Origin of the sequence: Dyella psychrodurans (assembly GCF_003363265.1) — a bacterium.
Lineage (GTDB): Bacteria > Pseudomonadota > Gammaproteobacteria > Xanthomonadales > Rhodanobacteraceae > Dyella_B > Dyella_B psychrodurans.
The window spans coordinates 180,355-194,838 of sequence record NZ_QRBF01000008.1 but is presented as its reverse complement, the minus strand read 5'-3'; the positions used below and the strand labels follow the sequence as shown (position 1 = coordinate 194,838).

The window sequence follows — 14,484 nt, the reverse complement described above, 5'->3', positions numbered from 1 at the left end:
TCATGCCGCGCGAGTTCTACGCCGCACTATGCCTGGTACTGGTCATCGAAGGCCTGGTGCTGTTCGCCGCGCCGCAGGGCTGGCAGGCGATGATGCGCCAGGCGCTGCAGTTGGAGCCGCGTACCCTGCGCGTGTTCGGCGCGCTGGCCATCGGTGTCGGGCTGCTGACGCTGCATTGGATCCACTAACACTTTCACCGCACGGTAACCGCCGCGCGCGATAGTTTTCCCGTTCCGCCGATCGGAACGTCTTTTAGAGCGAGAAACATCATGGGCAAGTCAGTCGTAATTCTTGGCGCACAGTGGGGCGACGAAGGCAAAGGCAAAATCGTCGACCTGTTGACCGAACGCGTTGGCGCCGTCGCGCGCTTCCAGGGCGGTCACAACGCCGGCCATACCCTTGTCATCAAGGGCAAGAAGACGGTGCTGCATTTGATTCCTTCGGGCATCCTGCGCGACGACGCGCTGTGCCTGATCGGCAACGGCGTCGTGCTGTCGCCCGCCGCGCTCAAGCAGGAAATCGAAGAACTGGAAGCACAGGGCGTGAACGTGCGCCCGCGCCTCAAGATCAGCCCGGCCACGCCGCTGATCATGCCGTATCACATCGCGGTCGATAAGGCGCGCGAAGCCGCCGCCGGCGGCAAGGCCATCGGCACCACCGGCCGCGGCATTGGCCCTGCGTATGAAGACAAGGTCGCCCGCCGCAGCGTGCGCGTGGCCGATCTCATGTATCCGCATGAACTGCCCGCTCTCATCAAGTGCGCCGTCGACTATCACAACTTCATCCTCACGCAGTGGCTGAAGGCAGAGCCGGTCGACTACCAGCAGGTGCTCGACGATGCGCTCGCCTACGGCGAATTCATTCGCCCGATGGTCGACGACGTCGCCACCATCCTGCACGACGTGCGCAAGGACGGCGGCAACATCCTGTTCGAAGGCGCGCAGGGCGCGCTGCTCGACATCGATCACGGCACCTATCCGTACGTCACCTCCAGCAACACCACCGTGGGCGGCGCGCTCGCCGGCACGGGCGTGGGCGCAGGCGATATCGACTATGTGCTCGGCATCTGCAAAGCCTACGCAACGCGCGTCGGCGGCGGTCCGTTCCCGACCGAACTCAACGACGAAATGGGTGAGCGCCTGCGCAAGGTCGGCAACGAGTTCGGCGCCAGCACCGGCCGCCCGCGCCGCTGCGGCTGGATCGATCTGGTGGCACTGAAGCGCGCCGTGCAGATCAACGGCATCAACGGCCTGGCCATCACCAAGCTCGACGTGCTCGACGGCCTGGAGACCATCAAGGTCTGCATCGCCTACGAATACCGCGGCAAGCGCCGCGAACTCGCTCCGCTCGACGCCGACGGCTGGGCCGAATGCAAACCCGTGTACCTGGAATTCCCCGGCTGGGCCGAATCCACCGCCGGCATCCGCGACTGGAACAAACTGCCGCCGGCCGCCCGCGCGTACCTGCGCTCGGTGGAAGAACTCTCCGGCTGCCGCCTGGCCATCGTGGCGACCGGTGCGGATCGCGAAGACACCATCGTGCTGGACGATCCGTTTGCCTAATACTCAGGCAAGCTGCCACGAGAAGGGCCCTTTCGGGTCCTTCTTCTTTTTCAGGGGCTTACGCCAAATACACCAAGCTCAAGGCACATCAAAAACTAAACGATCGCTTCGTTTTTCTTGCTTAAGATGCGAAAAATAGCGAAATCTAAGCGATGGTTTCGATTTCTTTGCTAATCGAGTGCAATTTAGCGTAATCTAAGCGAACGTTTAGATTATTGGGGTGGGCCATGCAAATCGCGGTTTCCTCCGTCTCGGACATCGGCGAAATCATTCGTGCCGAGCGCAAGCGTCAGCGGTTGCGTCAAGACGATTTAGCCGGCATGGCGGAATCCAGCCACGTCTTTTTGAGTGATGTGGAATCCGGCAAATCCACAGTGCAATTGGGACGGGTTTTGCGGGTGCTGGAAGAATTAGGCATCGGCATCATGCTGGATGTCCCCAATGACTCCGACAACGTCGATGCCCATACCAAGGTTGGTGCATGAGCACACCTGCGCCACGGACGCTCATCGTATGGAATGACAAAGAGCGGATCGGTGAGTTGCGTGAGACGGGCAACCTGTGGTCGTTCGTCTACCACCCCACGTGGGTCGATTCGAACCATGCATTCGCCCTCTCGCCCAGCTTGCCACTGCAAAACGATCCAATCAGCGACGGTGCGTCGCAACGTCCGGTGCAATGGTTCTTCGACAATCTGCTGCCCGAAGCAGGCGAGCGCATCTTGCTCGCGCGCGATGCCGGCATTGATAAGGCCGATGCATTCGGCTTACTGCAACGTTACGGTCCGGAATCTGCAGGTGCATTGACATTACTGGCCCCTGGCGAGGTATTGCCGGCGGGTACCCTTGTGCCATTGAGCGATCTAGCTTTGTCCGACCGCATCCGCAAGTTGCCGCGTGTGCCGTTGTCGCACGATGCGCCTAAACGCATGTCGATGGCCGGTGCGCAACATAAGCTGGCGGTCGTCCTTGATAACGGCCAATTATTCGAACCCGAGGGACGCGTAGCATCGACCCACATACTCAAGCCCGACCACCCTGAGCCGGAACGCTTTGCGCACACCGTCATCAACGAGTCATTCGTCATGCAATTGGCTCACGCGGTAGGGCTGAATGTGCCTCATGTCAGTGTACGGCGCGTGCCAGAGCCCGTTTATCTCATCGAGCGCTTCGATCGCGAAGGCGATGTCGCCCATACGCGTCGACGCCATGTATTGGATGCATGCCAATTGTTGTCGCTCGACAGCGCATTCAAATACGAGCAAGCGACTGCACAAAATTTGCGCAAACTCGCTGAACTTTGTCGTGCCAAAGCGGCTACACGGCAAGCCATTTTTCGCTGGGCCATCTTCAATATTTTGGTCGGCAATGGCGATGCCCATCTCAAGAACTTGAGTTTCTTTCCGATACGACAGGGCATCGCCTTGGCGCCTCATTACGACTTGCTTTCGACAAGCATCTATAGGGAAGCCAGCTGGCTAAATGAAGAGCTGGTCACACCCATAGGGCGCGCCACGCGATTGGGCGAAGTCCGCAGGGTGGATGTGGAGGAATTCGGAAAAATGCTAGGGATTTCGGCTAAAACAAGCCATCGTTTGTTGGATGACATGCTCGCAAAGCTAGCGCTCCACGCCCCCGCATTGCTGGAAAAGGCGCAGGAAAACGGCACGTTGCCAGGTGAGGCACGGGTGTTGCGCGAAATCGTGCACGGGCCGATAAAAGATCTCTCTCTGAAATTACATCGATAAGCGCCGCGATATTAAAAATTCGAATCGAGACAGCACAAATGATTACAGGCACCATCAAAAGTCAGATCGATCGCATATCGATGGCGTGATTTCTTTGGACAAACTGGGCCTGGAAAAGGTCTATGTACAGGCCAAGCGATGGCAGGGCTCGCTTGGGAGACCTGATTTGCAGGCATTCTACGGCGCCCTCGCAGGGCAACGGGCCAAGCGCGGCGTGTTTATCACAACGTCCTCGTTTACGCAGCAAGCCCTGGAATTTGCCAATTCGGTTGAGGGGATGGTGCTTATCGATGGTAGCCGCCTCGTCAACCTCATGATTGATCATGAGGTTGGCGTGACATCCAAGACGATACATATGCCGAAAGTCGATGGCGACTATTTCGACGAAGAGGCTTGACGGTCCAGTGATCGTCAATCGTTGACGACGGTGTTTCTTCCCCGTTGCTTGGCTTGATACATCCTTCGATCCGTTTGCTCGATAAACGGTAGTGCCTCGTCGCCGCAGTCTGGCATGGCGGTACTTAGGCCGATGCTGGCGGTGAGGTATTTGCTGACGTCGGAACCCGTATGCGGGATGTGCTCGTTGGCGATCAATTCGCGGCAGCGCGAGGCGATTTTGTAGGCTTCGGTTTCGTTGGTGTCGGGCATCACCACGATGAATTCTTCGCCGCCGAAACGGGCGACGAAGTCGCGTGGCCTCGAAGCGGCCAGCGTCAGCAGTTTGGCGACGCGCTTGAGGCACTGATCGCCCTCAAGATGGCCGTAATGGTCGTTGTATTGTTTGAAGCAGTCGATATCCAGCATGAGCACGGATACCGGCTGCTTGTTGCGGCAGGCGTTGTTCCACTCGGTTTCCATCACCACGTCGAAGCGGCGGCGATTGGCTACGCCAGTCAGGCCGTCCTTGAAGGAGAGTTCTTCGAGTTCGCGGCGGAGCGCGGCCAGTTGCTCTTCGGTGCGTTTGCGTTCGCTGATGTCGAACATGAAGCCGATGAGCGAGTCGACGTCGCCGTCTTCCTTGCGCACCACGTGCACCACGTCGCGAATCCACACGTAGTCGCCGTTCTTGTTGAGTGCGCGATAGTCGGCTTCGTGATCCACACCGGCCTTGGATTGCGCTACGCAGAAATTGACGGCCCAGTCGCGGTCTTCAGGATGCATGCGGTCGGCCCAGTCCTGCACGCTGACCCAGCTGGACGGTTCCCAGCCCAACAACTCTTCAATTTGCGGACCAATGTAGGCGAACTGCATGGTGTCCCAATCGATTTTCCACGGAATGGCCCGGGTCGATTCCAGCAGGGTTTTGTAGGTGTCGTTGTCCAGATCCATCTTGGTGTCGATCGTCATGGGAAGCGTGCTCCGGGATTCGTCAACTTAGGGCAGGGCATTTGTGTGTTGATGTGTTGGATTTGCATGCGGTCCGTGATGCCCGCTAAACACTTTTGCGCGTGCATACAGTTCCAGCAGCTGTTCGGGTTTGTCGTAGTCGATGCGACGGCCAGTGCGCAGGTCGCGACGCATCAGGCGGATCATTTGCTGAGTGATGGGGAGCGGAAAGCTCTCGGCAGGGCGCCCGGTGATTTCCGCCAGGCGTCCCGCGATCACTGGCGAATCGCTGATCACCGCGCATACGCGATAACCGTAGGTGCCGCCGATGGCTTCGGGTGCCAGGTCCATGAAACGGCCGGGCATCTGCCGGAACGAGCTGAATGACAGGCGATACGCGTTGTGACCCAGAATGGGAAGGTCGTCCGGTACCGGCCCCCGTTCGTCGAGTTCCTGAAAACCCGTGGCAAGCGGCAGCAGTTCGTCCAACGGGTAACGTTGAACGTGCCGGTTGCCCAGGCGTGCCAGGTTGGCGATGGTTTCACCGATCGACGCGTGGCCGATGATGGCCGCACGCTTGGGAAATCCGCCCCAGATGCCATCTGCGCCGTTGAGCAGGGCTTCGACTACTGATGCGTTCTCGAAACCCGCGCCGGCGTGGATGTGTACCAGAACCTTGAACGGCGGCGGCAGGTAATTGCGAATGATGGCGACGAACGCACCGACCTGGAACGGCAGAAACGTGCCGCGATCGTCTTCCATGGTCACGCCGGCGATAGGCTGCTCCGCCAGCAGACTGAGGATCTCGCAGGTTTGGTCGAGATTCTGGGCGAAGGCATCGCAGCCATCCACGATATTGATGAAGATGCGCGGCGCACCGCCGTTGTCGCCGCGAATGTTCTCGTGCAGCCAGCGAATGCTTGCCGGCAAGCTGCGTCGCAGCGTGTCGAAGTCGTACATGCCCGACATGCCGGTCTTGCTTAGATAGATTTCGTGAACGGTGTTGGGTACGCCATACGCCTTCAACTTCCGTTGAGACGGGTCTGGCGTGAAGGTGCTGTCGGCAGATTCGATGCCGAGTGCGGTAAAGGCGAAACAGCCGGTCATGTCCACGCCGTTGTCGCGCAGGTGCATCATGAAATCGTCGTCGACTTCCAGCTCGTCCGGCATCGCGTAGTCGAGCGTGCCTAGCGAGATGTTGGCGAAGCCGAACTCGCGCAGCTTGGGCAGGATCTCGAGTTTGTCCCGCAATGTCTGCCCGATGTTGGAACCGACCGGGTTTTCCCGTAACGACAGATCGATGAAGTAAGGCTCGATATGGCGAAGCTTTTCCAGCTTGGCATCCGCACCCGCCAGGATGGCGCGTGCGTTGTCCAGCGCTTGCGTAGACGACATGAATCCCCCTGATTCCATGCTGTGCTCATGAATGGATGCGGCATGGCGAATCCGGAATCGATATTCCTTTTTTGCCTATATACCCTCCAAACCGGAGAACGCATGCAACGGTCGTGCCCAACGGCGTGAGCAGGGCGTTGGTGTGCCTCAAGGGCTATGGCATGCCCGAGGCCAGGCCTGTAACTTGCTTGGTGTACACGTGGTGTTTACAAATGCTGTCGTGGAAAGCCGGGTTATCGGGTCGAACCCCGAAACGGCGGCCTGTGGCAGGTGTACCGTGTCATTGCCGTAGTGTGCCGGGGGAGAAGGGTATCCCCTCTATGTGACGCATTTTGTCCAGAGAGGTCGTACCGCTGCTTCTGTCCTGTCGGTGAGGGGAAGTACTTTTGCGCGTCGTCTGGGTCGTTGTCGCATTGCTGGTCGCTCATCTGGTTCTCGCGAACCGGAGCGGTCACGCACAGGATGTGTGGCCGCAGGCGGCGATGGTGGCAGTGCAAGCTATGGCGGCGTGGGCGGCGTTTGCGCGTTACCGGCGCAGCCCCGCGCTGATCCGGCTGCCATGGCTGCTGCTTGCGTTGGCTGTTTTCATGCAGGTGTTGTGGGCGTTCACCAACGTCGCCGCCTTGGTGCTGGGCGACAAGAGCGGCTACCTCGCGGCGATGGCCACGGTTTGCTCGGCGCTGTACATGATCCCATGCATGTTCATGGTCTCCCGCTCGTTCGCGCGGAATGAACCGCGCGTGGTGATTGCGTTGGACCTGACGCTGTCGTGCATGGTGGCCGTGCTGGTGTATCAGTTTTTCACGGAGCTGCTCAGCGGCCCGCGGGCAGCCGATCCTTCCAGCATCTATGTCGTCATCTACATGGCGGATGCGGTCGACTTTTCATTGGCCTTCATGGCCATTCTGCGTTTGCTCGGCGCGCGCAGTTTTCGCTGGCGCTTCTTTTATTTCGCGGCCAGTTCGTATTTGCTCGTGAACGCGATCGTCGCGACGATCTATAACCGTGTCGAGTTGCATGGCCTTCCCTGGTGGGCGGGCTCGCTGGTGGATATTCCACATGCGCTGCTGGTGTTTGTGCTGGTGGCGATGCGGCAGCCGTCGCGCCAGCTGCGTGCTTACCATCCCTCCCTGGGGATGTCGCAGACCATCGCTTCGTTCGCCCCGATCATTTTGTCGATGATGGTGGTGCTGCTGGGTATCGTCATTTCGCGGATCAGCTTTGTCTCCGGTTTGGTGGTGGCCTGTGCGTCGGTGCTGTTTTACGGGCTGCGCGTGGCCTTCATTCAAAGCCGCAACCTGGACCAGCAGCGCGCCGTCGACCTGAGCGCCTTGCGACTGGAACAGCAGGTGGGCCGCGATTCGCTGACCGGCATTGCCAACCGCGCGATGCTCGACACGCGCTTGCGCCATGCTTTGGAAGAAGGACAGCGAACCGGCAGCTATTGCTCGGTCCTGATGATCGATATCGATTTCTTCAAGCAATACAACGACAGCCTTGGCCACATCGCCGGCGATGTCTGCCTGGTCAAGGTGGCTTCCGCGCTAAGCAGCAGCCAGCTGCGCACGCGCGACCTGGTCGCGCGATACGGAGGCGAGGAATTCGCGGTCGTGCTGGTCGATACGACTGCCGAGGCGGCGCTGGAGGTGGCCCGCCGGCTTACCACCACCATCGAGCGATTGCAGATTGTTCACCCGCAGTGCGCGCTGGGTTATGTCACGGTGAGCATCGGCATTGCCACGCAAACAGCAGAGACGCCAACCGATCCGGTCATCCTGCTGGATGCTGCCGATCGTGCGCTTTATCGCGCAAAGAGTCGCGGTCGCAATTGTGTGGATGTTGCGGGTTTGCCGGAGTCCGGTGAAATCATCGGGCAAGGCAGTGCACAGGCTGCGGGCCGCGCAACACCCTGACTTTCGAGGGATGTCGCCCAAAGGCGGTTTGGGAATACTTGCAAACGAGTCGATGCTTTTGTCATCGAGACCGGCAAAAGATCGTTTACATTGATGTGACCCGTGCATTCATTACAGGGAGTGTTGCATGTCCATGACGTTGCGAAAGCCTTTGGGCTCATGGGTACGGATCGTAGTGCTGGCCATGGCATGTCTTGCCGGCACGGCAGCAGCCCAGGATCCCGCACCCGCCAGCAGCAACGACGTGCCGAGCGACAAGAATCTGGCCGCGGCCAATTGCGTGATCGGCGAAGAGCGCTTTCTGCCCGGCGATTACTACTACTGCCTGGGCGGCATGACGTATGGACAGCACAACTATGGCGAGTCGAATCGCTTCTTCACCACGGCGGCGAGTTGGGCCAGCAAGCCTGCCCAGTACGTGCTGGGCGTCATGGCGTTGAACGGCGATCACCAGCCGAAGAATCGCGCGTTGGCGCTGGCATGGTTTGCATTGGCATCTGAAAGGCCCGGCTCGCGTTTCAAGGCCGCTTACGACGAGGTTTACAAAGCTTCGACCAACGCCGAGCGCCGAGGGGCCGATGCCCTGTTGGACAAGATGCGCCCTGTTTACGGTGACGCCACTGCCGCGGTGCGCGCGGAAAAGCGCTACGCAGATGGCATGGCCATGCTGAATCGGCTCAATAACGGCGGCAATCTGTATTGCATTGAAGGCATGTCGACCTTGGCGAATCAGAGCGCCGACCCATCGCGATGCCAACCTACACAGCAAGTCGTGAAGATGGTCGATCGCGCGGCAGTGAACGTGTTCGAGGGATGGACAGGGCACGTCACGGTTGGCGACCTGCAGCAAGTGCCGCCCGCCGCCAAAGCGTCCAGCGGCGCGAACTGAGTTTTTGCCACGCCCGATTTGCACAAGGCCCCGTGACGGGGCCTTGCCACATGTGCGAAATGAATCCGCTGTCCGCCACTTCGGGCGAGACACAAAGATAGCCATGACTTCCGGCCGTATCTTGCCGCCCGCAGTCGCCGCACTATTCGGCAGTTAGGCGTGGGCAAGGACCAGGCCGGAACACTCAGGAACGCCGACGGCACGTTTGGGCGCCGTTGGCGTGGGTTGCCTTCTCATCGACAAGGGGACGTTATGCGCAAGATGCTTTTTTCGGCCATCGCTTTGGCGCTCGCTGGTGTTGCGACAAGCAGCCCCGTGGTGGCGCAGACAGCGGCTTCGGCCGAAGTGATCGGCACCACGCAGCTGCCGCGCAATGTGCGCCCCACTCATTACGATGTTGCCGTGACTCCTCACGTCGATGCGTTGGCGTTCGACGGCAAAGTCACGGTGACGGTCGACGTGCTCAAGCCCACCGCCAGCATCACGCTTAACGCGCTGGAAATGAAGTTCTCCTCGGTGAGCTTGTCGCCGGTTTCCGGCCAAGCTACGTTCGCCGCGCCGAAAATCACGGTGGACGACAAAGCGCAGACCGCCACCTTCACTTTCGCCAAGCCGATCCCGGTGGGCAGCTATCGCCTTGCGATGGATTACACGGCCAAGATCGACACGCAGCCCAACGGCCTGTTCGTGATCAACTACGACACCAAAGAAGGCCACAAGCACGCGCTGTACACACAGTTCGAAAACTCCGATGCGCGGCGCTTTATTCCTTCGTGGGACGAACCGGCCTACAAGGCGACGTTCGATCTGATGGCCACGGTTCCCACCGGGCAAATGGCGGTGAGCAACATGCCTGCCGCGGAAAGGAAAGATCTCGGCAACGGCTTGACGCAGGTTCGCTTCCAGCAGTCGCCGAAGATGTCCACGTATCTGCTTTTCTTCGGCGCCGGCCAATTCGATCGCGTGACGGCCAGCTCCGACGGCACCGAAATCGGTGTGGTCACGCAGAAGGGTGTTTCCTCGCAGGCGAGTTTCGCGCTCGATTCGGCCAAAGCGGTCCTGCACGAATACAACGACTATTTCGGCACGCCGTATCCGCTGCCCAAGCTCGACAATGTTGCGTCGCCCGGCAGCAGTCAGTTCTTCGGCGCCATGGAAAACTGGGGCGCGATCTTCACTTTCGAATACGCCATGCTGCTCGACCCGTCGATCTCCACGCAGGCGGACAAGGAAAGCGTGTTCGGCACCGAAGCGCATGAGATGGCGCATCAATGGTTCGGCGATCTGGTGACCATGCGCTGGTGGGACGATCTGTGGCTCAACGAAGGCTTTGCCTCGTGGATGGCCACGCGCACCACCGAAAAGCTGCATCCCGAATGGAATGCCCAGCTGGATACCGTCTCGATTCGCGAGGGCGCCATGAGCTTCGACGCGGCCTCCACCACGCACCCGATCGTGCAGCACATCGAAACCGTGGAACAGGCCAACCAGGCCTTCGACGTGATCACGTATTCGAAGGGTGAAGCGGTGATTCGCATGCTGGAAAACTACGTGGGTGCCGATACCTGGCGCGACGGCGTGCGTCGCTACATCAAGGATCACGCCTACGGCAACACGGTATCCGACGATTTGTGGCACGCGATGGAAACGGTTACCAACAAGCCGGTGACCACCGTCGCACACGATTTCACCTTGCAGCCCGGCGTGCCCATGATTCGCGTGGCGTCGGAAACCTGCAAAAACGGCAGCACCACGCTCCAGCTTACGCAAGGACAGTTCACCAAAGGCGCCGCCAACAAAATGATGCGGCACTGGCATGTGCCGGTCACCGCACAGACGGTGGGCGGCGAATCGGCCAGTGCACTGGTTGACGGACAGGCGTCGCTGGTGGTGCCCGGCTGCGGACCGGTGGTCGTCAATGCGGGGCAGACCGGCTATTTCCGCACCCTCTACAGCCCGCAGGCCTTCGCCGCGCTCAGCGCCGACTACGCCAAGCTTGCGCCTATCGATCAGCTGGGCCTGATGGACGACACCTCGGCGTTGGGGTTGGCCGGACTGCAACCCGCATCGGACGTGCTGGATTTGATCAAGGCCACGCCGATCGATGCCAATCCGGTGCTGTGGGGCAATATCACGCAGGAACTCGCCGGCTTGAACCGGTATTACCGCGATGGCGATCCGGGGCAGGCTTCGTTCCGCGCCTTCGCCATCTCGAAGCTGGAGCCCGTCTTCAATCAGGTTGGCTGGGTGGAAAAGGCGGGCGAGGCGGCACCGGTGGCGATTCTTCGCGATCAGCTTATCTATACGCTCAGCGCACTCGGCGACCAGAACGTGATCAAGGAAGCGCAGCGCCGTTTTGCCGCGCAGTCCACCGACCCGTCCGCGGTGCCGGCCGCGTTGCGCAAAACCGTCACCGCCGTCGTTGCCTACAACGCCGACGAGGCTACCTGGAACCAATTGCATGCACGCGCGCAGACGGAAAAGACGCCGTTGATCAAAGACAACCTGTACGCGTTGCTGGCAAGCACCAAGAACAAGGACCTTGCCCAGCGCGCGCTCGATCTTGCCTTGACCAGCGAACCGGGCGCCACCAACAGCGCCAACATGGTATCGGTGGCATCGCTCCAGCATCCGGAGATGGCGTTCGATTTTGCCACGGCGCATAGCGAGCAGATGGATCAGCTGGTCGATGCCCCCTCGCGCAGCGAGTACTATCCGCGCCTGATTTTTTCGTCGCTGGATCCGGCTACGATCGACAAGATGCGCGCGTTCGAGCAGGCGCACATCGCACCGACGTCGCGCCGCGTCGCGGATTCGGCGATTGCCAATATGCAGTACCGCATCGGGGTGCACAAAGATCGTCTGCCTGCCATCGATGCGTGGCTGAACAAGAACAGTTGACCTTCGCTTTTTTCAGGCAGGAAAGGGGGCCATTTGGCCCCCAAATCCGTAAGAAATGGCGTGGTATGCTGCCCCGGGGAGGCGAAGAACGCCTTAAGGGGGAGTCTTGCAATGGGTTTGATCATTTTCCTGGCCATCATCGTGCTGGCCGTTTTTTATGTGGTCTCCATCTACAACGGGCTGGTGACTGCGCGTAACAGCTACAAGAATGCGTTCGCGCAAATCGACGTGCAGCTCACGCGTCGCCACGATTTGATTCCCAACCTCGTGGAAACCGCCAAGGCCTATCTCGCCCACGAGCACAACACGCTCGAAGCCGTGATTCAGGCACGCAACGCGGCGGTCAGCGGATTGGCCAATGCCAAGCGCAATCCGGGCGATCCCCAGGCCATGCAGCAGTTGTCGGCAACCGAAGACGGCTTGACGCAATGCCTCGGTCGTCTGTTTGCGGTCAGTGAGTCCTATCCGGACCTCAAGGCCAACCAGACGATGAAGGATCTCTCCGAAGAGATTACCTCCACCGAAAACCGGGTGGCCTTTGCGCGTCAGGCTTATAACGATTCGGTGATGACGTACAACAACCGCTGCGAAGTCTTTCCCGGTTCGTTCATCGCCGGCAGCTTCAGCTTTACGGAAGCGCATCCGCTGGATATCGAAGACAAGACGGTGCGCGAGGCACCCAAGGTTTCTTTCGGTCAATCGGCCTGACGGGAAACGTCGGATCGCGTCGATTCGCTGGGGGAAGACGCCATGGATTTCTTTGCCAGACAGGCGCAGGTGCGTAGCAGCACACGTGTACTTGTGGCGCTGTTCGCCCTTGCTGTCATCGCCATCGTGGTCGCGGTGGATTTTTTGGTGTTCACGGTGTTCGGCCATCCCTGGATCAGGATGGCCGATCTCGCCGGGTACCAACACCGGCTGATCACATTTACGACACTTGGCGTGTTGGCATTGATTTTTGGGTGCGCGTTTTATCGCATTCACAGTCTTGCCGAGGGTGGCTCGGCGGTGGCCGAAGACGTAAACGGCATTCCCGTGCCACCGGACGTCACCGATCCGAAGCTCAGGCAATTGCGTAACGTGATCGAAGAAGTGGCCATCGCGTCGGGCACGCCGGTACCGGATATCTACGTCATGCCGCAGGAGGCGGGCATCAATGCATTCGCAGCCGGCTATTCGGCGTCCGATGCAACGATCTGCGTCACGCAAGGATGTCTCGACCACCTCACGCGCGATGAGCTGCAAGGCGTGATTGCCCACGAATTCAGTCATGTGCTCAATGGTGACATGCGATTGAACATTCGCCTGATGGGATTGCTGTACGGCATCATGGCGCTGTCGGTGATCGGGCGGCAATTCGCATGGACGAGTAACGGCGGCTATGAAGATTCCGAGCGCCAGGCCGAGAACAAAGTGATCGGCTACATGTTCGGCATGGGTTTTATCGTCATCGGATCGATCGGTTATTTCTTCGGACGCCTGATTCAGGCGGCCGTGGCGCGTTCTCGTGAATCGCTGGCCGATGCATCCGCCGTGCAGTTCACGCGACAGACGTCGGGTATCGCCGGCGCGCTGAAAAAAATTGCGGTCGTTCCCGAGGGATCGCTGCTGCAGGTCGGCAACCGGCACGAAGTCGCGCACATGATGTTTGGCGACGTGGATGCGTTCAATTCGTGGTTCTCCACGCATCCACCGCTCATGCAGCGCATTCGAACGCTGGAACCGTGGTTCCGCGAGCAGCAGTTGTTGCCGCTGGAACGGGCCATGACAAATGACGGCCTCGCCGGCGACGACGGGTTCGCGGCAACCGATGACGATGCCACAGTAGAGAAGAAGGAATTGCCGCCACTGGAATGGCCGGGTGGCGCGGGCGTGGCAACAGCCGTGGCGCCAGCGGCTGCTGTCGTTGCCGCAGGCACGGTGGATGCTCCACCTGCGCCAGCGAATGACCCACCATCAGAAAGCTTTCAACAAGCGCGAACGGTAAAGCAAAGCATGCCACCGAGCTTGATCGCCGCAGCGCGAAAGCCTGAAACCGCACTCACGCTGGTGCTGGCGCTGGCCATGTCGGAGCATGAGGAACTGCGGCCGCGACAACAGCGGTTTATCGCCAATGCCTTCGGCGATGACGTGCTCTCCGCCACCAACAAACTCGTTATGGATGAGATGACGCTGACGGCAGCTCAGCGCATGCCGCTTATCGCTTTGTCGTTTCCGGCGTTGAAGCAATTGCCGCAAGCCCGTCTGGGAACCCTGAGCGAGACGCTCGACGCGATCGTCGGCATCGATCCACAGGTCGAACTCGACGACTATTGCCTCGTGCGGCTGTTGCGCATGTACCTGCGCGAGGCCGCCAAGCCTCGCAAGGCGCCTGTCGACGGCCAGAAAAAGCTGCCGACGTGCCGAGACAGCCTGTCTCTGGTCTGCGCCGTGGTAGCGGTATACGGCAGCAGTGACGATGCATCGGCGCGACGCGCATGGCTGGCGGCAATGAGTCAGGCCTTTCCGGGAGAAGCCCTCCAGTGGCAGACGCTGCCGATGGAGTGGCAGTCAAGCCTGGACCGGGCGCTGGATGATCTTGACGGTCTGCTGCCGGTGGCCAAGGAGATCGTGATCCAAAGCCTGCGGAGCGCGATTCAGGCGGATGGCGTGGTGACGGCCACCGAGAAAGAGCTGTTGCGCGTGGTGTGCGCCAGTTTGCATTGCCCGCTGCCGCAGATGCCTTTGGCGGCTTAGGCACGAGGCAAAAAA

General features: G+C 59.9%; 12 protein-coding genes. 10 read left to right on the top strand and 2 right to left on the bottom strand.

The window, feature by feature from the left end:
• Nucleotides 1-2: 2 nt before the first annotated feature.
• The 5 genes from DWU99_RS18590 (at nt 3) to DWU99_RS18570 (ending at nt 3,706) form a co-directional block, all read left to right on the top strand.
• Entirely contained in the window at nt 3-188 is a 186-nt protein-coding gene (locus DWU99_RS18590) for a DUF2065 domain-containing protein (protein ID WP_115479582.1), read from the top strand.
• An 81-nt stretch (nt 189-269) separates the two neighbouring features.
• Complete coding sequence (locus DWU99_RS18585; protein ID WP_115479581.1) at nt 270-1,562, top strand: adenylosuccinate synthase; 1,293 nt, start codon at nt 270-272, stop codon at nt 1,560-1,562.
• 227 nt (nt 1,563-1,789) lie between these two features.
• On the top strand, nt 1,790-2,047 hold the full coding sequence (locus DWU99_RS18580; protein WP_115479580.1) for a helix-turn-helix domain-containing protein: 258 nt from the start codon (nt 1,790-1,792) through the stop codon (nt 2,045-2,047).
• Nucleotides 2,044-3,309, top strand: a complete 1,266-nt coding sequence (locus DWU99_RS18575; RefSeq protein ID WP_115479579.1) for a HipA domain-containing protein — start codon at nt 2,044-2,046, stop codon at nt 3,307-3,309. Before DWU99_RS18580 ends, DWU99_RS18575 begins: the two co-directional genes overlap by 4 nt.
• Nucleotides 3,302-3,706 carry a restriction endonuclease gene (locus DWU99_RS18570; protein ID WP_199535865.1) on the top strand — a complete coding sequence of 135 codons (405 nt, stop codon included), beginning with the start codon at nt 3,302-3,304 and terminating at the stop codon, nt 3,704-3,706. The genes DWU99_RS18575 and DWU99_RS18570 overlap by 8 nt, the downstream gene beginning before the upstream one ends.
• Nucleotides 3,707-3,720: 14 nt before the next feature.
• On the opposite strand, the gene DWU99_RS18565 is transcribed toward DWU99_RS18570, so the two are convergent.
• Both DWU99_RS18565 and DWU99_RS18560 read right to left on the bottom strand, forming a co-directional pair.
• A complete protein-coding gene (locus DWU99_RS18565) occupies nt 3,721-4,656 on the bottom strand; it encodes a GGDEF domain-containing protein (protein WP_115479578.1) in 936 nt (311 codons plus the stop codon).
• Between the two features lie 27 nt (nt 4,657-4,683).
• A complete protein-coding gene (locus tag DWU99_RS18560; protein ID WP_199535861.1) occupies nt 4,684-6,030 on the bottom strand; it encodes a beta/alpha barrel domain-containing protein in 1,347 nt (448 codons plus the stop codon).
• Between the two features lie 386 nt (nt 6,031-6,416).
• Between DWU99_RS18560 and DWU99_RS18555 the strand changes: the two genes are divergently transcribed.
• From DWU99_RS18555 to DWU99_RS18535, 5 genes are all read left to right on the top strand, one after another.
• Nucleotides 6,417-7,943, top strand: coding sequence for a GGDEF domain-containing protein (locus tag DWU99_RS18555; RefSeq protein ID WP_115479577.1), 1,527 nt, complete (start codon nt 6,417-6,419; stop codon nt 7,941-7,943).
• A 127-nt stretch (nt 7,944-8,070) separates the two neighbouring features.
• Complete coding sequence (locus tag DWU99_RS18550; protein WP_115479576.1) at nt 8,071-8,832, top strand: hypothetical protein; 762 nt, start codon at nt 8,071-8,073, stop codon at nt 8,830-8,832.
• 252 nt (nt 8,833-9,084) lie between these two features.
• A complete protein-coding gene (locus DWU99_RS18545; protein ID WP_115479575.1) occupies nt 9,085-11,733 on the top strand; it encodes a M1 family metallopeptidase in 2,649 nt (882 codons plus the stop codon).
• A gap of 111 nt (nt 11,734-11,844) precedes the next feature.
• The gene (locus DWU99_RS18540) at nt 11,845-12,441 is read left to right on the top strand and encodes a LemA family protein (RefSeq protein WP_115479574.1); all 597 of its coding nucleotides are present in this window, start codon (nt 11,845-11,847) and stop codon (nt 12,439-12,441) included.
• 42 nt (nt 12,442-12,483) lie between these two features.
• Complete coding sequence (locus DWU99_RS18535; protein WP_115479573.1) at nt 12,484-14,469, top strand: M48 family metallopeptidase; 1,986 nt, start codon at nt 12,484-12,486, stop codon at nt 14,467-14,469.
• Nucleotides 14,470-14,484 lie beyond the last annotated feature (15 nt).